The sequence below is a fragment of the Aminobacter niigataensis genome, from assembly GCF_014200015.1.
Classification (GTDB): Bacteria; Pseudomonadota; Alphaproteobacteria; order Rhizobiales; family Rhizobiaceae; genus Aminobacter; species Aminobacter niigataensis.
In genome coordinates, this window is sequence record NZ_JACHOT010000001.1 from 1,639,649 (window position 1) to 1,666,508 (window position 26,860).

The 26,860-nt window shown below is 62.2% G+C and carries 23 protein-coding genes and 1 pseudogene; 9 read left to right on the forward strand and 15 right to left on the reverse strand.

The window, feature by feature from the left end:
• Positions 1 to 30: 30 nt before the first annotated feature.
• Both GGQ99_RS08300 and GGQ99_RS08305 read right to left on the reverse strand, forming a co-directional pair.
• Positions 31 to 1,044 carry a PDR/VanB family oxidoreductase gene (locus GGQ99_RS08300; RefSeq protein ID WP_246389448.1) on the reverse strand — a complete coding sequence of 338 codons (1,014 nt, stop codon included), beginning with the start codon at positions 1,042 to 1,044 and terminating at the stop codon, positions 31 to 33.
• A 77-nt stretch (positions 1,045 to 1,121) separates the two neighbouring features.
• Complete coding sequence (locus tag GGQ99_RS08305) at positions 1,122 to 2,375, reverse strand: Rieske 2Fe-2S domain-containing protein (RefSeq protein WP_183261940.1); 1,254 nt, start codon at positions 2,373 to 2,375, stop codon at positions 1,122 to 1,124.
• Positions 2,376 to 2,394: 19 nt separating this feature from the next.
• On the opposite strand from GGQ99_RS08305, the gene GGQ99_RS08310 reads away from it, so the two are divergent.
• Positions 2,395 to 3,219, forward strand: a complete 825-nt coding sequence (locus GGQ99_RS08310) for a helix-turn-helix domain-containing protein (protein WP_183261942.1) — start codon at positions 2,395 to 2,397, stop codon at positions 3,217 to 3,219.
• A 115-nt stretch (positions 3,220 to 3,334) separates the two neighbouring features.
• On the opposite strand, the gene add is transcribed toward GGQ99_RS08310, so the two are convergent.
• Positions 3,335 to 4,369, reverse strand: coding sequence for an adenosine deaminase (add, locus tag GGQ99_RS08315; protein WP_183261944.1), 1,035 nt, complete (start codon positions 4,367 to 4,369; stop codon positions 3,335 to 3,337).
• A 272-nt stretch (positions 4,370 to 4,641) separates the two neighbouring features.
• Between add and GGQ99_RS08320 the strand changes: the two genes are divergently transcribed.
• The gene (locus tag GGQ99_RS08320) at positions 4,642 to 5,457 is read left to right on the forward strand and encodes a helix-turn-helix domain-containing protein (protein ID WP_183261946.1); all 816 of its coding nucleotides are present in this window, start codon (positions 4,642 to 4,644) and stop codon (positions 5,455 to 5,457) included.
• A gap of 16 nt (positions 5,458 to 5,473) precedes the next feature.
• Here GGQ99_RS08320 and GGQ99_RS08325 read toward each other — a convergent pair whose 3' ends face one another.
• The 12 genes from GGQ99_RS08325 to GGQ99_RS08380 all read right to left on the reverse strand — a co-directional run bounded on the left by GGQ99_RS08325 (position 5,474) and on the right by GGQ99_RS08380 (position 19,839).
• On the reverse strand, positions 5,474 to 6,406 hold the full coding sequence (locus tag GGQ99_RS08325) for an ABC transporter permease (protein WP_183261948.1): 933 nt from the start codon (positions 6,404 to 6,406) through the stop codon (positions 5,474 to 5,476).
• The gene (locus GGQ99_RS08330) at positions 6,399 to 7,481 is read right to left on the reverse strand and encodes an ABC transporter permease (protein ID WP_108608540.1); all 1,083 of its coding nucleotides are present in this window, start codon (positions 7,479 to 7,481) and stop codon (positions 6,399 to 6,401) included. Before GGQ99_RS08330 ends, GGQ99_RS08325 begins: the two co-directional genes overlap by 8 nt.
• On the reverse strand, positions 7,478 to 9,037 hold the full coding sequence (locus GGQ99_RS08335) for an ABC transporter ATP-binding protein (protein WP_245439428.1): 1,560 nt from the start codon (positions 9,035 to 9,037) through the stop codon (positions 7,478 to 7,480). Before GGQ99_RS08335 ends, GGQ99_RS08330 begins: the two co-directional genes overlap by 4 nt.
• Positions 9,034 to 10,053, reverse strand: a complete 1,020-nt coding sequence (locus GGQ99_RS08340; protein WP_183261949.1) for a BMP family lipoprotein — start codon at positions 10,051 to 10,053, stop codon at positions 9,034 to 9,036. Before GGQ99_RS08340 ends, GGQ99_RS08335 begins: the two co-directional genes overlap by 4 nt.
• A 241-nt stretch (positions 10,054 to 10,294) precedes the next feature.
• Positions 10,295 to 11,164 carry an aromatic ring-hydroxylating oxygenase subunit alpha gene (locus GGQ99_RS08345; RefSeq protein ID WP_183261951.1) on the reverse strand — a complete coding sequence of 290 codons (870 nt, stop codon included), beginning with the start codon at positions 11,162 to 11,164 and terminating at the stop codon, positions 10,295 to 10,297.
• Between the two features lie 295 nt (positions 11,165 to 11,459).
• On the reverse strand, positions 11,460 to 12,251 hold the full coding sequence (locus GGQ99_RS08350; protein WP_183261953.1) for a helix-turn-helix domain-containing protein: 792 nt from the start codon (positions 12,249 to 12,251) through the stop codon (positions 11,460 to 11,462).
• A 129-nt stretch (positions 12,252 to 12,380) separates the two neighbouring features.
• The gene (locus tag GGQ99_RS08355) at positions 12,381 to 13,421 is read right to left on the reverse strand and encodes a porin (RefSeq protein ID WP_183261955.1); all 1,041 of its coding nucleotides are present in this window, start codon (positions 13,419 to 13,421) and stop codon (positions 12,381 to 12,383) included.
• 331 nt (positions 13,422 to 13,752) lie between these two features.
• Positions 13,753 to 15,027, reverse strand: coding sequence for a serine hydroxymethyltransferase (gene glyA, locus GGQ99_RS08360; RefSeq protein WP_183261956.1), 1,275 nt, complete (start codon positions 15,025 to 15,027; stop codon positions 13,753 to 13,755).
• Positions 15,028 to 15,108: 81 nt separating this feature from the next.
• Positions 15,109 to 16,068, reverse strand: coding sequence for a 2-hydroxyacid dehydrogenase (locus tag GGQ99_RS08365; protein WP_183261958.1), 960 nt, complete (start codon positions 16,066 to 16,068; stop codon positions 15,109 to 15,111).
• A gap of 9 nt (positions 16,069 to 16,077) precedes the next feature.
• On the reverse strand, positions 16,078 to 17,283 hold the full coding sequence (locus GGQ99_RS08370; protein WP_183261960.1) for an aminotransferase class V-fold PLP-dependent enzyme: 1,206 nt from the start codon (positions 17,281 to 17,283) through the stop codon (positions 16,078 to 16,080).
• Between the two features lie 285 nt (positions 17,284 to 17,568).
• On the reverse strand, positions 17,569 to 18,453 hold the full coding sequence (locus GGQ99_RS08375) for a methylenetetrahydrofolate reductase (RefSeq protein ID WP_183261962.1): 885 nt from the start codon (positions 18,451 to 18,453) through the stop codon (positions 17,569 to 17,571).
• A gap of 129 nt (positions 18,454 to 18,582) precedes the next feature.
• Positions 18,583 to 19,839: an aminomethyl transferase family protein gene (locus GGQ99_RS08380; RefSeq protein ID WP_183261964.1), complete on the reverse strand. Its 1,257-nt coding sequence runs from the start codon at positions 19,837 to 19,839 to the stop codon at positions 18,583 to 18,585.
• 501 nt (positions 19,840 to 20,340) lie between these two features.
• On the opposite strand from GGQ99_RS08380, the pseudogene GGQ99_RS26095 reads away from it, so the two are divergent.
• From GGQ99_RS26095 to mnhG, 7 genes and pseudogenes are all read left to right on the forward strand, one after another.
• Positions 20,341 to 20,502 (forward strand): annotated as a pseudogene (locus tag GGQ99_RS26095) (oxidoreductase); the annotation flags it as partial.
• 303 nt (positions 20,503 to 20,805) lie between these two features.
• The gene (locus GGQ99_RS08385; RefSeq protein WP_425486793.1) at positions 20,806 to 23,706 is read left to right on the forward strand and encodes a monovalent cation/H+ antiporter subunit A; all 2,901 of its coding nucleotides are present in this window, start codon (positions 20,806 to 20,808) and stop codon (positions 23,704 to 23,706) included.
• Positions 23,706 to 24,044 (forward strand): Na+/H+ antiporter subunit C, encoded by a 339-nt coding sequence (locus GGQ99_RS08390; RefSeq protein ID WP_183261967.1) that lies wholly within the window; start codon positions 23,706 to 23,708, stop codon positions 24,042 to 24,044. Before GGQ99_RS08385 ends, GGQ99_RS08390 begins: the two co-directional genes overlap by 1 nt.
• Positions 24,041 to 25,684 (forward strand): monovalent cation/H+ antiporter subunit D, encoded by a 1,644-nt coding sequence (locus tag GGQ99_RS08395; protein WP_183261969.1) that lies wholly within the window; start codon positions 24,041 to 24,043, stop codon positions 25,682 to 25,684. The genes GGQ99_RS08390 and GGQ99_RS08395 overlap by 4 nt, the downstream gene beginning before the upstream one ends.
• Positions 25,681 to 26,166, forward strand: a complete 486-nt coding sequence (locus GGQ99_RS08400; RefSeq protein WP_108608553.1) for a Na+/H+ antiporter subunit E — start codon at positions 25,681 to 25,683, stop codon at positions 26,164 to 26,166. Before GGQ99_RS08395 ends, GGQ99_RS08400 begins: the two co-directional genes overlap by 4 nt.
• Complete coding sequence (locus GGQ99_RS08405) at positions 26,163 to 26,444, forward strand: K+/H+ antiporter subunit F (protein ID WP_183261971.1); 282 nt, start codon at positions 26,163 to 26,165, stop codon at positions 26,442 to 26,444. The genes GGQ99_RS08400 and GGQ99_RS08405 overlap by 4 nt, the downstream gene beginning before the upstream one ends.
• On the forward strand, positions 26,441 to 26,809 hold the full coding sequence (gene mnhG, locus GGQ99_RS08410; RefSeq protein WP_183261973.1) for a monovalent cation/H(+) antiporter subunit G: 369 nt from the start codon (positions 26,441 to 26,443) through the stop codon (positions 26,807 to 26,809). Before GGQ99_RS08405 ends, mnhG begins: the two co-directional genes overlap by 4 nt.
• The last annotated feature ends 51 nt before the right edge of the window (positions 26,810 to 26,860 follow it).

The window sequence follows — 26,860 nt, forward strand, 5'->3', positions numbered from 1 at the left end:
CGGTGTTTGTCCACCGGTGCTTTCCCTCGTTCACAAATCCAGCACGACGATTTCCGACAGCGCCCGCGAACAGCACGGCGTCATTAGGTCATTGGCTGCATGTTCGGCATCGGTCAGATAGAGGTCGCGGTGGTCGGGCAGCCCGGCAAGCACGCGGGTTACGCAGGTTCCGCAGATGCCTTGCTCGCAAGATACCGGGATCTCGATACCGTTGGTGCCGAGCACCGAGACGACGCTTTCGCCTGCTGGAACGGCAAAGACCTGGCCCGTGCTGGCAATCTGGACGGCAAACGGCCTGTCATCGCTTGATCCGACATCAGCGATCTTGCCGAAATACTCGCGGTGAATGGTTTCCTTCGGCCACGACCGTTCGGCTTCGCCGATGACGGCGTCCATGAAACCGCGTGGTCCGCAAACATAGAGATGCGTGCCCTTTGGGCTCGACTGCAACAATTCCGCGATGCTCAATTTCTGCTCGGGTGGTCCGTCATCGAGGTGAAAATGAACCTGCGTCTTGAACGGACCCGTCTCTAGCTCGGCCCGGAAAGCCATCCGGTCGAGGTTTCTGGCGCAGTAATGCAGCGCGAAGTCCTGTCCCAGGGCCGATAGCCTGTGGGCCATCGACAGGATCGGCGTCACGCCAATCCCTCCGGCCAGCAGCAGTGACGATGACGCCTGTTCATTCAGCGGAAAGGCGTTGCGTGGGTGGCTGATCTCGATCACATCGCCTGACTTCAGCATATCGTGCATGAAGATCGAGCCGCCAGCGCCCTGCTGATCACGCAGCACACCCAGGCGGTAGCGGTGGCGCTCACTGGGATTGTTGCGAAGCGAATATTGGCGAACAAGCCCGTTGGCCATGAAGACATCGACATGCGACCCCGCCGTGAAAGCCGGCAGGTCCTCGCCACTCCAATCGACCAGTTCGAAGCCGGCAATATCCTGGGCTTCGGTGGTTTTGGCAGCGACCCGGACTTGCAGGCGCGCAGAACGGTTGACCTGGTGGATCATAGCATTTCCATGGGCAGACAGCGCGATGTTCATGCTCGGCTCCTTCCTGGCCTGTCAGGCAAAACGTGGAACTTTGCGGCTACGGTTCCGATTTCGCTGAATTGGCCGGCTCAACTCGCGATCGGCGCGCCGAGCCCGAATTTCTTGGCGAGCGCACGCCGGTATTCAAGCGACAGGCGATCGCAGGGAACGTGGATTTCTTCAGTCAGATCGAGTGGCAGGTCTTCCGGGCGCTGTTCTTCGACCATCGACTTGTCTTCGTCGTTGATCAGCATCTGGAACTTCTTCCAGTACTCGCCGTCCGGATTGCCGGTGGTGTCAGTGAGCAGCTGGAAAATGCGGGTTTCGCGGGCTGAAACCGGACACACCGTATCCGCCAGATATTGCACGTAATCCGAGCCTTCCGGATCGATGATGATGATCGTCGAAAACGGATAGGTCAGCTCATAGCTGTAGACGACGTTGCGCTCGGTGCCCTCGACGCCGTCAGGGTAATAGTTGGCGCCGTTCGGGTATGGATAAGAAAAACGCAGTCCGAACTCCGCATGATCGACCGTATATTGCGGAATAGGAACCGCTGTCGCCGAGCCAAAGCTTTCGGCATGAACCCATGGAAAATGGGCGACATCATTGAAGTTTTCGACATGGCGGCTCGCCGCCGCGTTCCACGTATCCTTGGGCAGATAGACCGTCTTCCAGTCCGCGTTGGAAAGTCCAGGCCATTGCGGGATCGGCCAGATCGGCTCGCCCTTGAGGCATACCCAGATTATGCCGTAGCGCTCCTCTGAAAGCACGGTCAGCAGCCTGAGCCTGGGCGGTATCTTTGCCGTCGGATCGGTCATCGACGGAATCTTGGTGCACTGTCCGCCATGGTCGAAATGCAAGCCATGCATCGGGCAGACGATCTGGCCGTCGGCCATCCAGCCGGAGCTGATCCTGGTGCCGCGGTGGGGACAGATGTCGCGGGCGACGGCCACGCCCTGCGACGTCCTGTAGAGCACAAGGTCGACATCCAGGAGGCGGGCCCGCACGGGCTTTTCGCCAACTTCGTGAGCATATTCCACGGGATGCCAGAACGAGGAGAGGATATGCCAGTCGCTTTCCGCGAATGTGCATCCGGGCGGCAGCTCGCTCTTCGTCTTCGAGTTGTCGACGGGCAAAAACATAAGTTCAGCTCCCTGGAGCCCGGCCCGATTTGCCATATCTGGTTCGTCGGATCGGCTTTGATTTTCGTAGCTGGATAGTCGGCGAACAGAGGTTTTTGAGGAATGTCCTTGCCGATCCAATGGATATCTTGAATGAAGATCGCGATGGACCGCCGCTTGAAATGCCGGGACAGCGAGGTACGTTACGTGCTCATCCACTGCCGGTTGGAGCCAGCCAATGCAGACAATCGTCGACCCGGAGCACGGCTTCACTTTCGGTGAGGCGCTGTACAATGTGGGAGGGGTTTATGGCCCACTTCGTAATCGTTACGTGACGCTGCTGCTGGTCCACGAAGGAACAGCCAAGGTGACCTGCGACGACGAAGTGACGATCGTGGAGAGTGGCGAATGCGGCGTCTTTCGCAACGAACAATACGTTTTGTTCGAATATGATCGCGGCCGGGTGAGCTGGTGCGAAGGCTCACCGGGAACCTTGACGGAGTCGATTGCGCAGCGTCTGCGCGAAGTGCCCGCCAAGATTCCGATATCCGAGCCGCTTGAAGCACTTCAGCGCCTTGGCGTCGAACTGGGCTCCGGATCCACGGCCAATCTCAACATGCTGCGCAACGCCCTGGGGCAGACACTCTACGCAGTCTATTTTCACGAAGCCCACGTTTCAGAGCGGGATCGGCATATTCCCCGACCCGTCCATCGCGCCAGAAACTACATCGAGGAAAATTCCGAGAAGGACGTCACGATCAACAGTCTGGCAGATCTGGTGGCGCGAACGCCGCAGCACCTCATTCTGTCGTTCCGCAAACATATCGGCGTCACACCGGCCCGCTATCTCTGGCAGGTACGCGGAAAACGGGCGCGTCATCTGCTCTTGCACAGCGGCCTGACGATAGCGGAAATCGCATATCAATGCGGCTACAAGAACCCCTACCATTTCTCGCGTCAGATCAAGCAGCTTTTCGGTATGTCGCCAACTGAAGTGCGCGCGAATATGGGCTACCACAAGCCAAGCGAAGTTGCCGAAGATACGGTCGATATCGCGTACTGAGCGGTGTGGAATTTTCGTGGTCTGTCAGCCGGGCCGCGACAAGGCAAGCCCGGCTGATCTTAAGTGATATGGCCGCAACCGGATCGCGCCGTTGTCGACCGCCCGAACGCCGTACCTAGTTGGGCGACAACGCCGTCATCAGCCCGTCGATCTCTTCCGACCATTCCTGCAGCCACCGACGCTTTGTCGTTGCATCAAGCCAGGAGCCGTCGATGCCGGCCAGGATGGCGTCCCGGATGTCGCGCGGCGTGAATTTCAGCTGGTCGACCGCCTTGACGTATTCGTTCTCGAGGTCGGTGAAAAACATCGGTGGATCGTCGCTGTGGATCGAAAGTGTCAGTCCGAAATCGAGCATCTGGCGAATGGCGTGATCTGGCGCCGACAGATCGTGCCACGCCGAAGTGACCGCTGCGGTTGAGGGGCATACGGTGAAGAGCACACCCTCATCCTTGCAGCGCTGCATTAGTTGTGGGTCATTGACGACATTATAGCCATGATCGATGCGCTCGACCTTCAAGGCGTCAAGCGAGCCTCTGATGTAGGCGGCCGGCCCCGTTTCGCCGGCATGTGCGGTCACATGCAGCCCGGACTTGCGCGCATGGGCAAAGACGTCGCCGAAGGGCTCGGGCGGAAATGGCGCCTCGTTGAAGTCCAGGCCGATACCGATCACTTCGTCGGTTCGATGCGCGAGGATCAGTTCGACCATCTCTTGTCCTGCCGCCGGCCCGCGTTCGCGGTTGATGCCGGGCACGATGCGGCTGACAACGCGAAAATCCGTCTCGGCGTCCTTCATGCCGCTCAGGATGCCCTTGAGCTGCGTTTCATACGCTACCCCGCAATCAAGATGTGCGTGCGGGCTGAAGAAGAACTCGACGTAGCGCGCGCCGCTGCGGGCACAGCGCTCGAGCATCTCGTAGGTGATGCGCCTGAAATCGTCGACGTCGACGACGCTTGCCGACACTGCGGAGTAGATGACGAGGAAATCCTCGAGGCTCTTGAAACGATAGAGGTCCTTCGCGTCGTCGACTGGTGGCAGATGCACGCCATTCTTCCTGGCCAGATCCAGTGCGGTTTGCGGGTAAATGGCTCCCTCCAGATGAAGGTGAAGCTCGGTTTTTGGGACTTTCCGGATGAATTCTTGGATATTCACTGGTCTTCTCCACTGCCAACGTAGCTCGCAACTTGTATTGCGCGGACGCCAGGTGGGCGATTTCTGGCCACATCGAGCTTCACAACGGCATTTGGCGGTTGTCGCCGGCTGCGCCTCATCGTCTCATCGCAATGGCCAAAGTGTCATGCATCAACGCAGCAAACGAAATATCGGCGACGCTCCGAAGCATATCGTGAATGAAGATAGCGATGAGCCAACGTTGCGGGCCTGAGGGCTATCACGCAGAATGCAGCGGCTATCGGGGCGAGTAGATGAAGATCGTCGTTGACCAGGAGGACGGTTTTTCCTTTGGCGAGGCCGTGTATCCCGTGGGGGGAGTGTACGGGCCGCTAACCGGCAACTATGTCGCGCTGCTGCTGGTGCATGAAGGCACCGCCAAGGCGACATGCGACGGCAAGATCACCATCGTCGAAGCCGGCGAGTGCGGCTTGTTTCTGGGTGAGCAGCTGTCCGTGTTTGAGTACGAGAAAGGCACACGCAACAAGGTAGGCTGGTGCGAGGCGTTTCCTGCGAACCTCCCGGACTCTGCCGCGCTAAGCTTGCGCAACGCGACCAGCAAGATCCCGATCTCCGCACGGATCGAGACTCTCCAGCGACTGGGTTTGGGGCTGACGCAGGGTTCTGACGCGGATACCAACATCCTTTGCGAAACATTGGGGCAGTCGCTGCTCGCCGCTTACTTCCATGAGGCGCAGATATCGGAGCGAGAACGGCACACGCCCCGCTCCATCCACCGCGCCCGTCGTTATCTCGAAGAAAACTTTGCAAAGGAACTGACGCTTGGCCAACTGGCCGACATGCTTGCGCTCACCCCCCAGCATCTGGTCTCGTCGTTCCGCAAGCATATTGGTGTCACGCCAGTTCGCTATCTCTGGCAGATACGGGCGAACCATGGCCGGCAACTGCTGCTTCACAGCGAACTACCGGTGATGGAAATAGCCGAACGGTGCGGCTACAAGAATCCCTATCACTTCTCGCGTCAGATCAGACTGCATTTTGGCATGTCGCCGACGGAGCTTCGCGCCCAGGCGGCTCATGGGATCTCCAGGGAGCCTACGGCATCATAGCCGCAAGCGGGATCGCTCACTCTCTGCTGTAGGGCACGCCGAGCGCTTCAGGCTGGTGCGTGCGCGACCTGAGCCCTGCCAGCAATACCAGCGAGGCGACATAGGGCAGGATCAGGAAGAAGTGGTGGGGGATGGAAACTCCGACCACCTGGGCATGGATCGCAACCGCCTCGAGCAGGGCGAAGATGAAGATCGCACCGACCACACGGAACGGCATCCAGTTGCCGGCAATGATGGCGACGACGACCAGCCAGCCACGACCGGCGATGAGATCGGGTACGAAGCGGTCGGAATAGCCAAGCATGAGGAAGGCGCCGCCGAAGCCCGACATCAGGCTGCCGAACATGATTGCCAGGCACTGGCGCCAGCCGACGCTCAAACCCTTGACGTCAAGCGCCTTGGGGTTCTCGCCGACGCAGCGGATCTCGAGGCCGTATTTGGTGCGGTAGAGAAAGAACCACACTGCGACCGGCAGCAAAAACGCGACATAGGTCAACAGGCGCTGCGAGAACAGGATCGAGCCGAGGAACGGAATATCCGACAGCAACGGAATGTCGACCTGATCGAAACCGGCGAACTTCGGCGGCTCGCGGCCGATGACATAGGTCTGGAACCAGAACAGGGTGAGGCCCGAAGCCAGGAGGTTCAGCGCCAGGCCGGCAACGAACTGTTCCGCCTTCAGGACGATCGTGACAAAGGACATGATCAGGCTGATCAGGGCACAAGCGAGCACGGCTGCAAGCAGCGCCAGCCACGGCGAGCCGGTGGTCGAAGCGACGACATAGGCGACCACCGCTCCCAGCAGCATCGTGCCTTCGACCGAGATGTTCCAGATGCCGGCGCGCTGGGTAACCAGCTCGCCCATGGCCGAGAACAAGAGCGGTGTCGCGATCCGGACCATGCCGGCCAGGATGCTGATCAGCAGCGGACCTTGCAGCAACTCAAGCATGGACTTTCTCCTCGACGCGCACCAACTGAAGCTTTGTCGCGACTGCGGCACAGAGGAAGAAAAGCAGCACCAGCCCTTCCATCGCCGAAACCAGGCCCGCCGGCGTTCCGCTTTTCAATCGCATGTAGATGGCACCGCTCTTCAGCGCGCCGAAGAAAAGTGCGGCCAGCATCACACCGCTCGGCCGCAGGCCGCCGACCATGGCAACAACAATGCCGGAGCTGCCGATGCCAAGCAGCGTCTCGGCGCGCAGGCGGTGCGAGGTGCCGAACAATTCGCCAGCACCGGCAAGACCGGCGAGCGCACCCGACAGCAGCATCACGACCAGCAACAGCCGCCGGATGTTGGTGCCGCGGAAACGCAGCGCGGTCGGGTTGGAGCCGAAGGCGCGAATCTCGTAGCCGAGCGACGTTTTCTCGAGGAGCACGGCGCAGAAGGCAGCAGCGGCAAGCGCCAGGATGAAGCCGATATGCATCTTGCCCGAGCCCTGGCCAAGCAGGATCGGCCATTCGAGCAGCGGGTTGACCGGCGACGACTGGTGATAGGCAACAGTCAGCCCACTCTCCATCCACGGGCCGCCATCGAGAAGATAGGCGAGGATGTAGATGACGATGTAGTTCAGCATCACGGTCGAGATGACCTCGCTGGTGCCGAAGCGGACCTTGAGATAGCCGGCAAGCAGGCCGAGCACGCCGCCGCCGACAAGCCCGGCAATGGCAATCAGCAGCCATGCCAGCCAGTACGGCAACGGCGCCACCCAAAGGCTCATCCAGTAGGCGGCCATCGCACCGGCGAAGACCTGGCCCTCCTGGCCGATGTTCCAGATCTTGGCGCGGAAGGCGATGACCGTGCCGAGCCCGACAAGCAAAAGCGGGGTCGCTTTTGCCAGCGAGCCATAGAGAGCGTTCTGGCTGCCGAAGGCGCCTGTCAGCAGCGCCGAGAACGCCTTCGCAGGGTCACCGCCCGAAAAGGCCAGCAAAGCTGCCGACGTCAGGAATGCACATATCATCGCTGCGGAGTAACAGGCGACATTCCAGCTCAGGCTGCTGCCCGAGCGTCGTTGAACTGAAATCATTGGACTGTCCGTTCAGGCTCTTTGGCGTCTCCCGCCATCATCATTCCGAGGTCGAGCAATGAGGTTTCTTCAGGACGTACGATGCCCATGATCCGCCCTTTGAAGATCACCGCGATGCGGTCGCAGAGGCGCAGCAAATCATCGAGTTCCTCCGAGGCCAGCAGCACGGCGAAACCGGCAGCGCGCTTCTCCAGGATCTTTTCGTAGACGAATTCGGAAGCCGCGACGTCGAGCCCGCGCGTCGGCTGGTTGGCGAGCAGCAGCCCGCGCGCATGTAGGAATTCACGCGCCAGGATGACGCGTTGCGCGTTGCCGCCGGACAGCCTTTCGACCGGCAGTTCGGCTGATGCCGTCACCACCTTGAATTCCTCGATCTTCTTGCGGGCGAGCACGCCGAGCTTGCGCCGGTCGAGGAACGGCCCACGGCGATATTCGGGCGCGCGCTGCCAGCCAAGCACGAGATTCTCGGCGGTGCCGAATTCCGGGATCAACCCTTCGCGAAAGCGGTCGTCGGGCACGAAGCCGACACCACGGTCCAGCATTTCGCGTGATGTCGGTGCGACGATTGCTTCGCCATCGAGCGAAAAGCCACCGGAGCTCGCCGCGCGCACGCCCATCAGGACTTCGAATAGCTCCTTCTGGCCGTTGCCGGCCACGCCTGCCAGGCCAAGGACTTCGTGTTTGGCGATGTCGAAGCTGACATCCTTGAGTACATCCTCGGCCCAGTCGCCCTTGGCGCAGACATTGCGCACGGAAAGGAAATCGCCAGCCGGCGTAACGGTCCGGTCGCGGACGTGCTTTGTCACCTTGTGGCCGACCATCAGCGCGGTGATCGCCTCCGCCGTGCTACCGGCCGTTTCGACGGTGGCCACGACCTTGCCCTTGCGCAGAATGGTGACGCGGTCAGATTGCATCACCTCGCGCAGCTTGTGGCTGATCAGGATGATCGACAGGCCGCGGCTACGCATGCCCGAGATGATCCTGAACAGCTGGTCCGACTGCTGCGGGGTCAAAACCGCGGTGGGCTCGTCGAGGATCAGCAATTCGGCGCCGAAATAGAGCGCCTTGAGGATTTCCACCCATTGCTGCTCGCCGACCGAAAGCTGCCAGATCTCGCGATCCAGGTCGATGTCGATGCCGCACTCCTGGCAAAGGGCAACCACCTTGCGGCGGGCTTCCGACTTGTTGAGGAAGACGCCGACGTCGGAGCTGCCGACGATGATGTTTTCAAGAACCGTGAAGTTGGAGACCAGCACGAAATGCTGGTGCACCATGCCGATGCCGAGGCGGAGCGCGTCGGCGGGCGAATTCAGTTCGGCGGTCTTGCCCTTGAACACGATCTCTCCGCTGTCGGCGCGGTAATAGCCGTACAGACAGGCCGAGAGCGTCGACTTGCCGGCACCGTTCTCGCCGAAGAGGCAGTGAATCTCGCCCTTGCGCACGTCGAGGCTAACGCCGTCATTGGCGGCGACCGCGCCAAAGCGCTTGGTGAGATTCTGGACCTTGAGCAGCTCTTCCACCACGACAGGCCGCACCATTTGCGCCGTGCAGTTCACTTCACTTCCGCCGTGTTCACTGCAACGACGAGTTCACGCGAAAGGATCTTCTGCCGGGTCGCGGCAATTTCCTGCTTCACAGCATCAGGCAACTTGGCTTCGAACTCATGGAAGGGCGCGATGTCGGTGCCGCCATCGGCCATGGAGAACCATTTCGGTTCCGCGTTGCCGCTAAACTGGCCACCGGCCTTGTGCTTCTGCCACTCGCCGACAAGCCATTTGAGGTCGGGCTCCCAGTTGATGACCGCGCTGGAAGCAAGCGCTGTCGGTGCATTCTTGCTCTGATCGCTGATGTTGGCGAAGCACATTATGTTGTGCTCTTCGCAAGGCTTGAAGTTGTCGGTCAGCATGAACACGACGTCTGCACCGGAAGCGATCTGTACATTGGCATGCTCGGCGGCCAGCGCATTGTCCGACCACGAGCCGATGAACGACACGCGATGCTGGATGTCGGAGCGGACCGAGCGCGCTCCCTCGAGATAAGCGTTGATCTGGTCGTTGACGTCGTCGGCGGCAAAGGTGCCGACCAGTCCGATGACACCGGACTTCGTCGTCCGTCCGGCGAGCATGCCAAGCAGATAGGACGGCTCATGCAGGCGCTTGTAGAGCCAGTACTGGTTGGCGCCGATCGGCGCATTGCCGGAGCCGGCCACCACGAACATGATGTCGGGGAATTCGGTGTTCAGCTTCTTGATCTGGTCGGAATAGCGGCCATGGCCCCAGATGATGTCGTATTCGCCGCTCTCGGCGTAGAGACGCATCGCATTCTCGGCGTCCTCGTTCCACAGCGGATCGGTGTATTCCCAGGAAAGGTCGACGGTCGGTGCGATCTCGCCCTTAATCTTGTTGAGCGAGTCGAGAAGCGTGCTGCACCAGCCGACATCGACGCGGCTCTCCATGATGATGGCAATCTTCAGTTTGGTCGGCTCGGCCGCGAATGTGCGGGCAAAGCCCGCCAGCAGGATTGCTCCCGCAGAGCCGAGAAGTGCCGCGCGACGGGTGATGTTCGGTGCCATGTAAGGTTCCTCCATTCCAGCTCGAAAACTGTCCCATTCCGCCTGACTGCTCGCGCTCAGCCTGCACAGGGCAGGCCGCGCAAAGCGGCGGAATTCCTGCACCAACGACGTTCCCCTTGGTCTTATCTGTCGTCGGTTTTCGGTCTTGCAACCATTAGCTCAAGCTTTCATGCCGGCTTGGGCGCAACAATGGCTGCTATTTCAGTCAGGCATATCCCTGGTTAAACACAACGGCTGCACTTCATGCGGCGCGGCTGGTGTTGCCCAAGATGACGCCGTAACGAAGCCCGCGGTCGCGAAGCCAGCGGCGATAGGCAGCAGAGGCCGCGTCCGCGCGGATCGGCACTTCTGCGCGCGTGTCGAGCGGCAACCGCTTCGGCACCTGGTTTTCAAGGATCGGCTTGTCCTGGCCGAGAATGGTCTGGTGGAAGCTGCGCATCGCAGCGAGGTTGGTTACATCGTCGACAAGGCAGATGACGATATGGACCAGCACGCATTCTTCGCTGACCGGCTGGCCAAACAAGGCAATGACGTCGCGGCGCTTGGCGTCCGTCGAGCCTGTCTTGTAGAGTACCGCGCAAAACGGATGCGGGATGCGGTAGACATATTCCGTATCCACGCCGCTATCAGAACCGGCATTGGCCTGCGGCTGGTAGAACTCGCATTCGGTGACCAGAATTTCCGGCGGCTCCGGATAGACGGTGACCTTATAGGGCTTGACCTCGGTGTGCGGCTCTTCGCCGAGGATGCCGGTGTGAACGAAGGGAAAATGCCCCATGTCGAGAAAGTTCTCGACGGCGCGCGGTGCCGACACGGCGACGCGCGTGACGCCCTGGACGATCACATTGCGGTCGGGTTCGTTGAACTCGACGATCTCGAACAGGTCGCGCGGAGGATTGCCCAGCGTCGTCCACAGATAGCCGAAGCGTTCGATCAAAGGCAGCATTTGATCGCCCCGCCATACGCCGAGCACGTCATCACGCCGCCCGACCTGGATCGCCTGGCCAAGCAGGATCGTCGAGATCGTCGCGTGAGCGGGCAACTCGTCGAGAGATGCCACGACATGCCACTCGTCGAGAGCGACCGGATCTATCGAAGCGAGGTTTCCCATACTGGCCATCCGCAATACTCGTTCAGCACATTGCAGCCTCGAAACAGGCCGCAGGCGATAGTCGTTCGGTTCAGCGATTTCGGAGCGATTGCGGGCGGCATTTGCCCGGCGCCATATCTGGCGAGCACCTGAGTGCCTTATGCAGTCGTTCCTCCGCTGCCGGTCTGGCTGGTGTCTTGGCCCAGTTCGGATCGGCAGGTGAAGAATTCCACGGATGACGCCCAATCCGCCATGCATGCGGTTGGCAATCGCATATCGCCAGTTCACCCCGCGGCAAGCATGCGTCGGCTTGCGACTAGGCGCTGCGCGCCTGCTCGCGCAGCTCCGTCGGGGAACAGTCGAACGCCAGCTTCACCTGGCGCGAGAAATGATAGGGATTCTTGTAGCCGACCTTGTAGGCAATCTCGCTGATCGACAGCCCGGTCCGCTGCAAAAGGTGGGCGCCATAGTCGACACGGCAGCGCCAGAGATAACGCGCCGGCGTCATGCCCATATGCTTCTTGAAAGCCGAGACCAGATACTGCGGGCTGACCCGCACCTGTTCTGCAACATGTTCGATGGTGAGGTCGCCGGCGAAGTGCTCGTCGAGGTAGCGCCTGGCGCGCAGGATCGTCTGCGGCACCGGCTTTTCCGCTGCCAGGACCCCTGCCTCGTAGATGTAAGCGTTGAGCAGCGCGTTTGTCAGCGCCTCGCGCAGTCCGCTGCGGCTGTCGCGGTCACCGATGCCAAGGTCGACGCCAAGTTGCATGAGCGCCTGGACTTGAGGCGTTGCGTCGATGAAAGGCGCGATCTTGCCGGCCTCCTGGTAGAGCCAGCCGGCGTTCTGCGGGCGGCCGTCGCACCAACTGACATGCGAGAAGACCCCCTCCTGCGCGATGTAGTTGTAACGGTCGTGCGTCAGCGAGAAAGCGCACTGCCCGGCCTCGAGCCGGGTGACCCTGTCATCAGCCTCGATCGTGGCGCTGCCGATATGGACGACGATGAAGGCGAGGTAATCGCCCATGATCGGCCCATACTGGCCGCCGGTCTCATAGGTCAGTTCCCCGAAGGTGTTTTCGCGGCTGAGATCGATCGGGGGCAGACGCATACTGATCTTTCGCAATGTTCACGGACGCGAGCCAGAGCTCACCCCTGCCCTGATGTACTGTGCGCATGATCATCGGGGCATTGCTCCGCCGGCGCAAGCCGACGGAGCCGCGTCTACTCGCAAGACGCGCTAGAACGATGCCTCCATGCGCACGAAGCCGCCGATCATATCGGCGCCGTCGACGGCAAAATTGTCGTAGAAGCCGATCTCCGGCGTGACCATCAGATCCGGCACGACCTGATATGCGACATTGGCAACCGCGGCAAAGTTCTCGTCTTCGTCATAGGACAGCTGGAAGTTCACCGAGGCTTTGTCGGAAGCCTTGATCGTGGCGCCGCCCCACACGGCCCACCGGCCGCCCCAGATACCGTAGAACTGGGAATAGGGTGCGCTGTCGTCGCTCTTGAGTCCTGCCATTGCGAATGCGGAAACTGTATCGCTGAAGGTGGCATCGAGGCGCAGCTTGCCTGACCACTCCTCCGAAACCGAGTCATAGGCAGCAACCAAGGCCACGGCACCCCAGGATTGCGCGTAGGACAGGCCTGCCACGACATGCGGCATGTAGCTGTCGACGACGAACGGGTCGTAGCCGGTTTCGAGCGAAACGGCCGCGGTGAAGCCGTTTTCGTTCTTGTAGGTGTAGGCGATCTGCGGCGTGGCGAATGGGCCGTAGCCGATCACGTCGTCCTTGGAGACATAACCTGCATAGTTGACGAAGGTGATGAACAGCGAGTCGTTCACGCCGATGCGCAAGCCACCCAGCTCGATGATGGCACTCTCGATTTCCATCGCTTCGTGACCGCCGTCAGAGTCGATGTCATGCTGGAAGTTGATGTGCATGTAGCGGCGCAACGTGCCGAGTTCAGTCTCCGAGCGGGCATCGATCTTCAACGCCGCGCGGGCACGCTTGAAATAGGTGTCGCCCCGGCCGTCGTCGTCACGGTCCGCGCCAAAAAGGTCGCCCACACCGATCTCGTAGCGAATGTAGCCGCCGACGCGCAGGCAGGTTTCAGTCCCCGGCAGATAGTAGAAGCCGGCACCGTAGGTATCGCAGACGCGGACATAGCCGATCGGCTCCGGTTCGGCGACGACCACGGCATCAGCGGCCTGGGCGCCATAGGGCGCACCGATTGCCAGCGCGCAGCCAAGCGCAGTTTTCCTGTAATTCATTGTCCCGGTTCCCTCCCGATTTGTAGCTGTTCTGGTTTTCATGCCGGGGTGGACATCCCGCATGCAGGCGGCAATCGTCGCGATCCAGGCGTTCCTCCCCGTCAGCGTCAGGCAGCATGCGTCGCCCCCCATCGCGTGACGGAGGTGCATGCTGCCTGCCGATCAACGACCGGCCTGGATGTTGGTGTGTGCGGCGATTGCGTTGCGACGTTAGGACAGGCGTGGCACCGTCCGAATGGCCGAGATACGCAAAACCATATCTGCAGGTAATGCGAAAAAGAGCCAATGCAGCAGCGGCCAAGCTGCTGCATTGGCGGTCAGCCGCCCAAGGTCAGATTGAACGGCCTTCGTAGATCGGGAATGCTGCGCACAGCCACTCCACCGTCGAATGAACTGCACGTTCCTGCTCAGTGGCACGATCGGTGCCGACGGCGTCGAGCACGTCGGCGATCAGCGTGCCGACCTGGGCGAACTCCGCCTCGCGAAAGCCACGCGTGGTGGCAGCCGGCGTGCCCAGCCGAATCCCTGAGGTAACCGCGGGTGGCGCTGGATCGAACGGGATGCCGTTCTTGTTGCAGGTCAGCCCGGCCCGGCCGAGTGCCTCTTCGGCGTCCTTGCCGGAGATACCCTTGCTGCGCAGGTCGACCAGCATCAGATGCGTGTCGGTGCCACCTGAAACGATATCGAAACCGCGCGCCGAAAGTGTCGTGGCAAGCGTGCGCGCATTGGCCACCATCTGCCTGGCATATTCCTTGAAGCCATCCTCAAGCGCCTCACCCAAGGCAACCGCCTTGGCGGCGATGACATGCATCAGCGGACCGCCTTGCAGGCCAGGAAAGACCGCCGAGTTCAGCTTCTTGGCGATGTCGGCATTGTTGGTGAGGATCATGCCGCCGCGCGGACCACGCAGCGTCTTGTGCGTGGTCGTAGTCACGATGTCGGCGACTTCCAGTGGGTTGGGATGCACGCCGCCGGCAACCAGTCCGGCGAAATGCGCCATGTCGACCATCATCAGCGCGCCGACGCTGTCGGCGATCGCCCGGATGCGCTTGAAATCGATGATGCGCGGATAGGCCGAGCCCCCGGCGATGATCAGCTTCGGCCGCGTTTCGAGCGCCTTGGCCTCCAGTTCGTCGTAGTCGATCAGGCTGTCACTCTGGCGCACACCATACTGCACCGCGTTGAACCACTTGCCCGACAGCGTCGGCCTAGCACCATGAGTCAGGTGCCCACCGGCGGCAAGCGACAAGCCCATGAAGGTGTCGCCGGGCTTCAGCATGGCAAGCATGACCGCGCCATTGGCTTGGGCGCCCGAGTGCGGCTGCACGTTGACATGGGCCGCGCCGAACAGCCGGCTCGCCCGCTCGATTGCTGCGGCTTCTGCCAGATCGACATACTGACAGCCACCATAATAGCGGTGGCCGGGGTAGCCCTCGGCATATTTGTTGGTCAGCACCGAGCCTTGCGCTTCAAGCACGGCGGGCGAGACGATGTTCTCGGAGGCGATCAGTTCGATCTCCGACCGCTGGCGGGCGGTTTCACGTGCGATCGCATCCGCGATCACCGGATCCTGGCGCTTCAAGTCGCGTTGAAAAAAGCCGGACATGCTTTGTTGTCTCCTGGCGGCAAGGGGCAGACGCCGTTTGGCGCCCGCCCTTGGCTTGGTGTTGGAAAATTGAAACGGGGACTAGCTGACGGCGTCGGGCGGTGATCGGCCTTCGAAAAAGGCGGTGAGGTTGTCGATCACCCGCATGCCCATGGCGATACGCGTCTCGTTGGTGGCGCTGCCGAGATGCGGCAACAGCACGACATCGTCGCGCTCCGTCAGCGAGCGCGGCACCACCGGCTCGGTTTCGAACACGTCGAGCCCGGCACCGGCAATGCGCCCTTCGTCGAGTGCATTGACCAGGGCGCGTTCGTCGACGACATCGCCACGCGCCGTGTTGATCAGGAAGGCAGATTTTTTCATGTTGCCGAGACGACGGCTGTTGATCAGATAGTGGTTCTCGCCACCGCCTGGACAATGCAGCGACACGAAATCGGCCACCGCCAGCACGTCGTCGACGGTCGTCAGCTGGCGCGCCGGCATGCCGGGGTCGGCAACCGGCTGGCTGTCGTAGAAGACGACGTCCATGCCGAAACCGTAATGGCAGCGCCGTGCCATGGCCTGGCCGATGCGACCCATGCCGACGATGCCGATGGTCTTGCCGGTGACGTGGGTGCCGCAGAGATGGGTCGGCCGCCAGCCGGTCCATTTTCCGGAGCGCAGTTCACGCTCGCCTTCCCGGGCGCGGCGGGCGCACATCAACAGCAGCGTCATGGCAAGATCGGCGGTAGCGTCGGTAAGCACCGCAGGCGTATTGGTGACCACGACGCCAGCTGTCTTCGCCGCCGCAACATCGATGTGGTTGTAGCCGACGCCAAAATTGCCGAGGATTTTTGCCTGGACACCATCCGTAAACAGCTCGGCGCCAAGCCTGTCCGACACAGTGGGCAGCACCGCATCGGCTTCCCGCAGCGCCAGGCGCAATTCACTTCGATTGTACGGGCGGTCGGTTTCGTTGAGCCTGACGTCGAACTGGCTGGCCAGCCGCTCCTCGACTTCGAGCGGCCAGCGACGGGTGACGATTACCTTCGGTCTGGTCATCCCATCCCCTCAAGCTGCGCGGTCTTGCTGCGGCTGCAGATTGCCGGTGACCTCGGCGCGGTACCATTCCTGGGCCGCGGCGACGCCGGAACCGGCTTCAACCTTGGCGCCGGCATCGCGCAACGACATTTCCGCCGAGGCCAAAGCGGCAAGGCACATCACCTCGTTGAGATCGCCGAGGTGGCCGATGCGGAAGACACGGCCCGCGACCCTGCTCAGCCCGGCGCCGAACGAGGTGCGATATCTCGAATAGCCGTTGGCGATGACATGCCGGGCATCGATGTCGTCAGGCACGACGATCGCCGAAACGGTGTTTGACCACCACTTCTCTTCCTTGGCGCAGAGCCTGAGACCCCAGGCATGCACGCCGCGGCGCACGCCCTCGGCGAGGCGATGGTGCCGCGCGATGATGTTGTCGAGCCCCTCGGCGAAGATCAGGTCGAGAGATGCACGCAGCCCATGCAGCAACTGGGTCGGCGGCGTGTAGGGGAAGAAGCCGGTCGACGATGACGCCTTCATGTCTTCGAAGCTGAAATAGCAGCGTTCCATGCGGGACTGCTTGTGCGCTTCGAGCGCCTTCTCGCTGACGGCAAGGATGCCGAGGCCGGCAGGCAGCATCAGCCCTTTCTGCGAGCCGGTGACGGCGAGGTCGACGCCCCATTCGTCCATGCGAAAATCGATCGAGCCGATCGAGCTGACGCCGTCGACGAACAGCAGCGCGCCATGGCCGGCTGCGTCGAGGGCCGTGCGTACACCGGCGACATCTGACGTGACGCCCGTGGCCGTTTCATTATGCGTGGCAAACACCGCCTTGATACGGCCGTGCTTGTCATCGCTCAGCCGCCGCTGGTATTCCTCGACCGGAATCCCCTCGCCCCACTCGACGTCGATGCAGTCAACCTTGAGGCCCAGCCTCTGGGCCATGTCGACCCACAGATGCGAGAACTGACCGAAGCGCGACATCAGCACGCGGTCGCCGCGGTTCAGCGTATTGGAGATGGCCGCTTCCCAGGCACCCGTGCCTGAGCCGGGATAGATGAAAACGGTACCCGCCTCGGTCTTGAACACCTTCTTGAGATCGGCAAACAGCGGCAGCGTCAATTCCGGATAGTCCGGTGCGCGCATGTCCTGCATCGAGACATTCATCGCCCGCCGAACGGCATCGGGGATGTTCGTCGGTCCAGGCACGAAAAGATGCGTGGTTCCATTCTTCATCGGATGTTCCTCCTGTTTGATGTCGGCGCGCGACGACCTGCGATCATCCCTCGCATCGGCGCCCGATTGGCGGGCTTGCCTGCACTGGTTCTGGTGGCTCCTCGCGCATAGGCGAACACGACCATCTGGCGTCCGTTCAACATGGCGAGGCACGCGCAAGCATGCGGCTTTGCTGTCGCGGCCAGAGGCCGCGAAGTCCTGCACGCTCATCACATGCGTCACACGCTCGGTTTCCTGTTCGATGGCCGGGTCAGGTGACATGGCGGGCCGTTACGGCCCGGCTCATCAGTCGCCGGGGCGCAGCCGACGGGCTCCCCGATGTTCGCTGTACCAGGCCAGCGTCTTTTCCCAGCCGCCGAAGGGGAAGAAGTGCAAATGCAGCGGTCCCACCGGTTGCGGATAGCTCGTTGACATTGCTTCAATCACATCGGCCGGATTGCGGTCGGCAATGACGTTGAACAGCCCGCTCGCCGAACGCTTCAGCGCCGCGATCGAAGGCCCTACCCCGCACATCATGGCGAACTTGACCAACTTGGCCAGGCTGGTCACGCCCGCAAGCCCGACATGCACGGGAAGTCCTGGATACTGTTCGTGCAAGCCTCGCGCCCAGGCACCCATGGCAGCACCGTCGAAAGCGAATTGCGAGACGACCCTGGCATCGATGGAGCGGTCATCGCAGATCTCGAGCTTGCGCCGAAGCGCGTCGGCAAGATCGGCATCGCCAATGTTCGGATGTCCCTCGGGGTAGCCCGCGACAAAGGCCGTACGAATGGTCGAGTCGCGAAGCACGGGATGTGCCAGCAGTTGCGCAGATTCACTCATCGGCCCCGGAAAAAGTGCCGGATTGCCGCCCAGAAACAGCGCTTCAGTAATGCCGTTGCGGCTGTGCGCAGCGACGAGATCGACAAAGTCCTTCTCGGTCTTGAAGTTGCGCGCGCCGAGATGCGGCACGGCGATGTAGCCCTTTTCCCTGATACGCAGAGCCGCTTCAACCTGCATCGCCTCGGGCTTGCCGGTGAGATGGGTCAGGAACACGCGCGAACCCAGCGGGAAGTGCGAGACCTCGGGCGCAAAGCTGCGCGCCTGCTCCGGCGCGAGCTCGATCGACATGGCAGGCCCGACAGCACGGGCAGATGGCCTATCGGCAACGGCTTCACTTGTTTCGGTCATGTCTGCCCTTGGTCGATTGCGACCAGCCTGCGGCGTTCGCCGCCATGGCTGGCGCCGCCGATTGTCCAGGGTTGCCGGGCGGAACATGCCGCCCGGCGGTTCTTCGGGGAGGATGCGACGCTTGCTGCGTCAGCCTTTGGCGCGCTTGAGCGACAGGAACGGCAGCTCGATGACGCGCGCATTGACGTCGATCGTCTCGCCGTCCTTGTTCCAGCGCAGTGTCAGCTGCGAGCCAATTTCGGCTGCCTTGCCGCGCAGATGACCGAAGCCGATCATCTTGCCGATCGACGGTGCCCAGGCGACGCTCGAGGCATGCCCCACTTCAGCCCCGTCATGGAAGGCCGGCACCGGGTACCAGCGCACGCGCCGGAGATTGCCCGGCGTGCCGCCGTCGAGGCCCTTGCCGCCGGCAGCCTGCGACCAGTCGATGTCGAGTCCGACGAGTTGGCGGTGGTCGCCCGCTTCCGACATGCGCTGCAGCGCGGCCTTGCCGACGAAGTCGCTCTTGCGCAGGTCGATCAGCCGGCCAAGACCCAGATCGTAAGGCGAAGCCCGGAACTTGCCGGCTGCCTGGATACCGGCGCCACCGTGATCGGGGCCGGCGCTGGTGTAGTCGTAACCGACGATCAGCAGGCCGGCTTCGAGCCGGGCCAAATCGAGCGCCCAGGCACCCGCGGGCAGGATGCCGAAAGGCTGGCCCGCTTCCTGTACCGCATCCCAGACGGCTGCGCCGTCGGCGGCCCTGACCCAGAGCTCATAACCATGCTCGCCGGTGAAGCCCTGGCGCAATATCTCGACCTGCCGGCCGGCGATGGTGACGAAACCTAGCCGCGAAAACGGCAGTTCATCGAAGGCATTGCCGGTCACAGCGCGTAGCACTTCCCGTGAGCGCGGCCCCTGCAGGGTGAGGATGCCATAGTCATCGGTGATGTCGGTCACCACGACGTCGAGGCCCTCGGCATGGCTCTTCCACCAGGTGAAGCCGGGATCGGCCGAGACACGAAAGGTGGTTTCGTCCATGCGGAAGACGAGGCCGTCGCCGACGACGTGGCCGTTCTCGTCACACCATGGCGCATAATATATCTGGCCGACCTTCAGCTTGGTAATGTCGCGCGGGATCAGGCTGTCCATCAGCCTTTCCGCATCAGGCCCAGTGATGACGTATTTCGACAGCGGCGACATGTCGCCCATGGCGACCCGATTGCGGATCGCAGCCAGTTCCTCGACCATGTCGGAATAGGCGTCGACGACCATGTTCCTGTCCCAGCGCATCCACAAGGCGTTCTGGTTCAGCGGCGCCGTACGCTCGACGAACGGTGTGCCGCGGAATGCAACCCGGGCATCGGCCGCGGCGCTCAGGCCGGTGATGAATTTGACGTCGTCCATAGAAGTCTTTCCTCCACGCGCCCCACGAGCGGGGCAGCAATTGCCGATGTCGATGCACCGGTTTCCCCGACACGATCAAATTCACCTCAGCCATGGAAGAATCGGAGCTGGCACATGCCCGGCACTATTCCATCGCTGCTTTGTTGAGGCCCTTCAACAGGCCTTTTCAATCGCATCTATTGCTGTCGAGATTTTCACGGAGGAACGAAATTCGGAATGCCCGGAGTTGCCGGACGCATACCTGAGGTTCAAGTGGCCGCACGAGTGGCCCAGCGTCCACGAAGATGGTTCGAGGCAGGACGCGGCGACCAAAGGCCAACCCTGCCCGGCCGGCGTCTGCCCGCGGGAGAAGTCAGAAAAGATGCCAGATGAGTAAGCGCCAAGGCAAATATTGCTTGCTGATGGGCGGCGCATACGTCAGCTCGCGTCAGAAGCATCCATTCTTCGCACCCGTCCCTAAAGTCGCATTTGGTGAAAGGTTTCGGGTGCCATAAGGCCTACGAAAGCCTCAGCGATTCCACAGCACGGGATGCAATGAATGCCTGGCGGGCGATCTGCATCAGTCCAGAAGCAATTGCCGCTTCGATTGCCTACGCCATCGGACAGCCGGAGGATGTGGACGTCGGCGAGATCATCGTGCGCCCGACTGCCAGCCCTCATTAAGGGGGCGCTTCTCCGGCGCTCCAAACATTGCATTTGCACCTGACCCGATGGTCGTTCTTTGCAGTCAATAAATTTCTGGGCGATTCTGTCGCGTTTGTGGAACATCACGACAACGAGGATCATTCGCTTCGGATGACCCGCGGTCGGCTTCCCCTCGTCATTCATCGTGCTCGACCGTGCACAACCGGGCGATAACCGTAAGGCACACAGATCATCGCGGCTGCCATGGCTTTGGCAATTGTCACGACAGCCATCGATGGTTAGTGAGGTAGGGAGCCGAGCGACAAAGGGAGCACCGAGATACTGATGCCGGACAACAGCTTGCTGACGTTACTTATTGTGCTGCCGTTCCTGGGAAGCCTGGTAACCGTCATGCTGGCATCGACGTCGCGAAACCTCGCCGGTGGCATTGCAGGTGCTGTGGCGCTTGCCTGCCATCTACTGGCCTGGCTCCTCTATGTCCCCGTCCGGGACAACCAAGTGGTCCACGCGGTGTACGAATGGGTGCCCAGCCTCGGCCTGACCGTGTCGCTGCGGCTGGACGGCTTCGCCTGGCTCTTTGCGCTGCTGGTCAGCGGAATCGGGGTGCTCGTCGTCCTCTACGCCCGCTACTACATGTCGGCGGAAGATCCGGTGCCGCGTTTCTTCTCTTTCTTCCAGGCCTTCATGGGAGCAATGCTCGGCATCGTCGTCTCCGGCAACCTGATCCTGCTGGTCGTGTTCTGGGAGCTGACCAGCATCACCTCCTTCCTGCTCATCGGCTACTGGCACCACAACCAGGCAGCGCGCGACGGCGCCCGCATGTCGCTGACCGTCACCGCGATCGGCGGGCTCGGCCTCCTGGCCGGCGTGATGGTGATCGGGCACATCGTCGGAAGCTACGACCTCGACCGGGTGCTGGCATCCGGCGACCTGATCCGCGCCCACCCGCTCTACGTTCCGGCCTTGCTGCTGGTTTTGCTCGGGGCGCTGACCAAGAGCGCCCAGTTTCCGTTCCACTTCTGGCTGCCGAACGCGATGGCCGCGCCAACGCCGGTCTCCGCCTACCTGCATTCGGCCACCATGGTGAAGGCCGGGGTGTTCCTGATGGCACGCCTCTGGCCGGTGCTTTCGGGCACGCCGGAATGGTTCATGATCGTCGGCCTGGCCGGCATGGCCTCGCTCGTCTTCGGCGCTTACGTCGCCATGTTCCAGCAGGACCTGAAGGGCCTGCTCGCCTATTCGACCATCAGCCACCTCGGCCTGATCACCCTGCTCCTCAGCCTCGGCAGCCCGCTCGCGCTGGTCGCAGCCATCTTCCACATGATGAACCATGCGACCTTCAAGGCGTCGCTGTTCATGGCGGCCGGCATCATCGACCACGAGACCGGCACGCGCGACCTCAGGAAACTGAGCGGGCTTTTCCGCTTCATGCCCATCACCGGAACGCTAGTGATGGTGGCAAGTGCCGCCATGGCCGGCGTCCCGCTGCTCAACGGCTTCCTGTCGAAGGAGATGTTCTTCGCCGAAGCCGTGGAGACGCATGCCGATTCCTGGCTCGACACAGTAGCGCCCTATGCCGCCGTGCTGGCCAGCGCGCTGGCGGTGACCTATTCGATGCGCCTGATCCACTCGATCTTCCTCGGCAAGCCGCCCGAGAGCTTTCCGCGCGAACCGCACGAGCCACCCTTCTTCATGCGCCTTCCGGTCACGCTGCTGGTATTCGCATGCCTGGTGGTCGGCATCGTTCCAGGGCTGACGATCGGACCGTATCTGCACATCGCGGTCACATCGGTGCTGGGGGCTGCGACGCCGGAATACAGCCTCGCTGTCTGGCACGGCTTCACGGTGCCCCTGATCATGAGCCTGGTCGCACTGGTCGGCGGCGCCCTGCTCTATCTCGTCATCGGCGACTATCTCGAGCGCGCCGAAGGGGTGTTCCTGCTGCGCCGCTTCCAGGCCCAGCGCATCTTCGAGCAGGTCATGGTCACCGTCTCATGGCGGTGGGCACGCTTCATCGAGACCAATCTCGGCACGCGACGCCTGCAACCGCAGTTGCGCCTGCTTGTGTTCGTTGCATTCGCCGCGGCCCTGCTTTCGCTGTTCGGCAGCGACATCGGGCTGGCGCCGGTGCAGTTGGCAGGCACGGACTGGGTTTTCACCGGCATGTGGGCCGTGGGCGTGACCTGTGCGATTGCGGCCGCCCACCAGGCCAAATTCCATCGCCTGGCAGCGCTTGCCCTGCTCGGCGGCACAGGCCTCGTCACCTGCATGACCTTCGTCTGGCTGTCGGCCCCCGACCTCGCGGTGACGCAGCTGGTCGTCGAGATCGTGACAACCATTCTCATCCTGCTCGGCCTGCGCTGGCTGCCGAAGCGCTCGCAGGCGCTCAGCGAACCGCTGGGGCCGATGGCGCGCCTGCGCCGCCTGCGCGACCTGACGATGGCCGTCGCCGCAGGCTTGGGCATGACCGTCATCGCCTATGCTGTGATGACACGCCCGGCTCCCGACACCATCGCCGATTTCTTCCTCGAGAAGGCCTACAGCGAGGGCGGCGGACGCAACGTGGTCAATGTGATCCTCGTCGATTTCCGCGGCTTCGACACGCTCGGCGAGATCACCGTGCTCGGCATCGTGGCGCTCACGGTGTTTGCGCTGCTGCGCCGGTTCCGGCCCGCACCCGACAGCGTCGAGCGGCCGGAACAGCAGCGCATCCAAGGCGCTTATGACGAGGCACAACCGGATCGCCAGGCGGGCGCAACCGCCGCCGACTACCTGTTCGTGCCGTCGGTGATCATGCAGTGGATGTTCCCTGTCATCATCATGTTCTCGGCCTATCTGTTCCTGCGCGGACACGATTCGCCGGGCGGCGGCTTCGCCGCCGGCGTGGCAATGGCTGCCGGCTTCATCCTGCAGTACATGGCGGCGGGAACCATCTGGGTGGAGGACAGGCTTCGCATCCTGCCGGTGACCTGGATCGGCGGCGGCCTGCTCCTGGCCCTTTCCACAGGAATCGGCGCCTGGGTGTTCGGCAAGCCCTTCCTGACCTCACACGCGCAGTATGTCGACCTGCCTCTCATCGGCAAGGTACCACTGGCGACGGCGGCACTGTTCGACCTCGGGGTGCTGACGCTGGTCGTTGGTGCGACCGTGCTGATGCTCATTGCGCTTGCCCACCAATCCGTCCGCAGGCTGCGGGCTTCGCGCATCGAGGAGCAACAGTGATGGAACTGACGCTCGCAATCGCCATCGGCTGCTTGACGGGATCGGGTGTGTGGCTGCTGCTGCGTCCGCGCACCTACCAGGTTGTCATCGGGCTTTCGCTGCTGTCCTATGCCGTGAACCTCTTCATCTTCAGCATGGGCAGGCTTCGCGTCGGGGCCGCGCCAGTGCTGGAAGGCAGCGGCGCCGTCAATCCGGCAGACTATGCCGATCCGATCCCGCAAGCCCTGGTGCTGACGGCCATCGTGATCGGCTTTGCCACCACGGCACTATTCCTCGTCGTGCTGCTCGCCGCGCGCGGCTTGACCGGCAGCGACCATGTCGACGGGCGGGAGCCATGATGGGTTTCTCGCAGCACCTGCTGATCCTGCCGATCCTACTGCCGATGGCCGCGGGAGCAATCCTGCTGTTGTTCGAAGAGCGGCGCCACAGTCTTAAGGCCGGCATCAACATCGCCGCCACGGCCCTACTCCTGGGCCTGGCTTTCGCACTACTCCGCCTCGCCGACACCGGAGATGCGGCAGGTGGTGCTGTGACACACACGTATCGGCTGGGCGACTGGACCCCGCCGTTCGGCATCGTGCTGGTCCTCGATCGGCTGTCGGCCCTGATGCTGGTGCTGGCTTCGGTGCTTGCCGCCGCAACGCTGGTCTTTTCCTTGGCGCGCTGGCACAAGGCGGGCCCGCATTTCCACACCCTGTTCCAGTTCCTGCTGATGGGCGTGAACGGTGCCTTCCTCACAGGCGACCTTTTTAATCTCTTCGTCTTCTTCGAGGTCCTGCTGGCTGCCTCCTACGGCCTGATGCTGCATGGTTCGGGCGCCTTCCGTGTACGCGCCGGCCTGCACTACATCGCCATCAACCTGGCTGCTTCGCTGCTGTTCCTGATCGGCGTCAGCCTGATCTACGGCGTGACCGGCACCCTCAACATGGCCGACCTTGCCATGCGCATCCCTGAGGTCGCGCCGGAAAACCAGGCCTTGCTCGCAGCAGGCGCCGCCGTTCTCGGGATCGCGTTCCTGGTCAAGGCCGGCATGTGGCCCCTGTGTTTCTGGCTGCCGTCGGCCTATATGGCGGCCTCGGCGCCGGCATCGGCGCTCTTTGCCATCCTGAGCAAGGTTGGCTTCTATGTGCTGCTGCGGCTCACCTTGCTGTTGTTCGGCGCAGATGCTGGCCCGCTCGCCGGCTTCGGCAGCCAGGTGCTGTTGATCGGTGGCATGGCGACGATCGCCTTCGGCGCGTTCGGCGTGCTTGCATCACAATCGCTTGGCCGGCTCGCCGGATACAGCATTCTGGTGTCGTCCGGCACTCTGCTCGCCGCCGTTGGACTTGGCGACCAGGCCGTGGTCTCCGGCGCGATGTTCTATGTCGTTAGTTCGACGATCACCGTCAGTGCGCTGTTCCTGATGATCGAGCTCGTAGAGCGGGCGCAGGAGCCTGCCGCAAACCTTCTGACTGTCACCATGGAAGCCTATGGAGACGATATCGAACCCGAAGAGGAGGACGAGGAAGAAGTCGGCGTGGTGATGCCGGGAGCGCTTGCGATCCTTGGCGTCTGCTTCGGCTGCCTTGGCCTGCTGCTCGCTGGCCTGCCGCCTCTGTCCGGCTTCATCGGCAAATTCGCGCTGATCAATGCCATCTTCAATCCCCAAGGTCTCGGCACTGCGGCCGGCGGTCCGGATAGCGTCGGATGGATCCTTACGGCGCTTCTGATCCTGTCGGGTCTTGCCGCCCTGCTCGCCATGATGCGAACCGGCATCCGCACCTTCTGGGCACCATTGGAGGTCATCGTGCCCAGGGTGCTGGTGGTCGAGATCGTGCCGATCATCCTGCTCATCGGGCTTTGCTTCCTGCTGACGGTCCAGGCCGGGGCTGTCATGCGCTACACCGATGCCGCAGCGCAGGCGCTGCACGAACCGCGTTCCTACATCGAAGGCGTTCTGCCCGGATCCGAGTCGGCAAGCGGGGTGTCGACACAATGAGACGCATCCTGCCGTATCCCGTTCTCACCGCATCGCTCGTCATCGTATGGATGCTGCTCAACGCATTTTCCCTGGGCCATTTCCTGCTCGGACTGGTCGTGGCGATCGGTGCCTCGCGTGCCATGATGCAGCTTGAGCCGTCCAAGCCGCGTCTGCGGCGCTGGCAGCTCATCCCGTATTTGTGCGGCATCGTCCTGCTGGACATCGCGCGCTCCAACATTGCCGTCGCCACCATCATCCTCCAGGGTGGCCGGCGCGGTCGCACTGCGGGTTTTGTTTCGATCCCGCTCGACCTTCGCGACCGTACCGGGCTTGCAGTACTTGCCTGCATCGTGACCAGCACGCCCGGCACCGCCTGGGTGGAATACAATTCCGCTTCGGGCGTCCTGCTCATCCATGTCCTCGACCTCGTCGACGAGCAGGAATGGATCGACCTGATCAAGACACGCTACGAAGCGACCCTGCGGGAGATTTTCGAATGACCTCCGCCATCCTCGCCTGGTCGGTGACCGCAGCCCAGCTCATGCTGGTCGCCGCCATGGCCTGCAACACCTACCGGCTCATTGTTGGGCCGCGCGCCCAGGATCGCGTGCTCTGCCTGGACGCGCTCTATGTCAACGCAATGCTGCTGGTTCTGACCTTCGGCATCCGCACCGGCAATGCGCTCTATTTCGAGGCGGCACTGGTGATCTCGCTGCTCGGCTTCATCTCGACGGTGGCTCTTGCCAAGTTCCTGATGCGTGGCGAGGTGATCGAATGACCCATGCCGAAAACCTGCCCGCATGGGCGGCACTTCTGGTGGCGTTGCTGGTGCTGGCCGGTGCCGGCCTGACCCTGATCGGGGCGATCGGCACGTTGCGTTTCCGCAGCTTCTTCGAACGGGTCCACGCGCCGACCCTGGGCACGAGCTGGGGCACGGGCGCGATCGTGCTCGCATCGATGATCCTGTTCTCGGTGCTCGGTTCGCGACCGGTGCTGTACGAAATCCTCATCGGCGTCTTCATCAGCATCACCACGCCGGTGACGCTGATGCTGCTTGCACGCGCGGCACTCTATCGCGACCGTTCGGAAGGCGGTTCCGAGGAGCCGCCGGATCATCTCGCCGACACGCCGGATGGGCGATAACCATCGTTCACCGCGGGGCACTCGATCGAGGATTGGGTGTATCTGTAGCGT

Coding starts and splice junctions, on each gene's coding strand:
- GGQ99_RS08300 (WP_246389448.1), bottom strand. CDS start 1,044: ATGAACATCGCGCTGTCTGCCCATGGAAATGCTATGATCCACCAGGTC.
- GGQ99_RS08310 (WP_183261942.1), top strand. CDS start 2,395: ATGCAGACAATCGTCGACCCGGAGCACGGCTTCACTTTCGGTGAGGCG.
- GGQ99_RS08320 (WP_183261946.1), top strand. CDS start 4,642: ATGAAGATCGTCGTTGACCAGGAGGACGGTTTTTCCTTTGGCGAGGCC.
- GGQ99_RS08325 (WP_183261948.1), bottom strand. CDS start 6,406: ATGCTTGAGTTGCTGCAAGGTCCGCTGCTGATCAGCATCCTGGCCGGC.
- GGQ99_RS08330 (WP_108608540.1), bottom strand. CDS start 7,481: ATGATTTCAGTTCAACGACGCTCGGGCAGCAGCCTGAGCTGGAATGTC.
- GGQ99_RS08340 (WP_183261949.1), bottom strand. CDS start 10,053: ATGGCACCGAACATCACCCGTCGCGCGGCACTTCTCGGCTCTGCGGGA.
- GGQ99_RS08345 (WP_183261951.1), bottom strand. CDS start 11,164: ATGGGAAACCTCGCTTCGATAGATCCGGTCGCTCTCGACGAGTGGCAT.
- GGQ99_RS08350 (WP_183261953.1), bottom strand. CDS start 12,251: ATGCGTCTGCCCCCGATCGATCTCAGCCGCGAAAACACCTTCGGGGAA.
- GGQ99_RS08355 (WP_183261955.1), bottom strand. CDS start 13,421: ATGAATTACAGGAAAACTGCGCTTGGCTGCGCGCTGGCAATCGGTGCG.
- glyA (WP_183261956.1), bottom strand. CDS start 15,027: ATGTCCGGCTTTTTTCAACGCGACTTGAAGCGCCAGGATCCGGTGATC.
- GGQ99_RS08365 (WP_183261958.1), bottom strand. CDS start 16,068: ATGACCAGACCGAAGGTAATCGTCACCCGTCGCTGGCCGCTCGAAGTC.
- GGQ99_RS08370 (WP_183261960.1), bottom strand. CDS start 17,283: ATGAAGAATGGAACCACGCATCTTTTCGTGCCTGGACCGACGAACATC.
- GGQ99_RS08375 (WP_183261962.1), bottom strand. CDS start 18,453: ATGACCGAAACAAGTGAAGCCGTTGCCGATAGGCCATCTGCCCGTGCT.
- GGQ99_RS08380 (WP_183261964.1), bottom strand. CDS start 19,839: ATGGACGACGTCAAATTCATCACCGGCCTGAGCGCCGCGGCCGATGCC.
- GGQ99_RS08390 (WP_183261967.1), top strand. CDS start 23,706: ATGGAACTGACGCTCGCAATCGCCATCGGCTGCTTGACGGGATCGGGT.
- GGQ99_RS08395 (WP_183261969.1), top strand. CDS start 24,041: ATGATGGGTTTCTCGCAGCACCTGCTGATCCTGCCGATCCTACTGCCG.
- GGQ99_RS08400 (WP_108608553.1), top strand. CDS start 25,681: ATGAGACGCATCCTGCCGTATCCCGTTCTCACCGCATCGCTCGTCATC.
- GGQ99_RS08405 (WP_183261971.1), top strand. CDS start 26,163: ATGACCTCCGCCATCCTCGCCTGGTCGGTGACCGCAGCCCAGCTCATG.
- mnhG (WP_183261973.1), top strand. CDS start 26,441: ATGACCCATGCCGAAAACCTGCCCGCATGGGCGGCACTTCTGGTGGCG.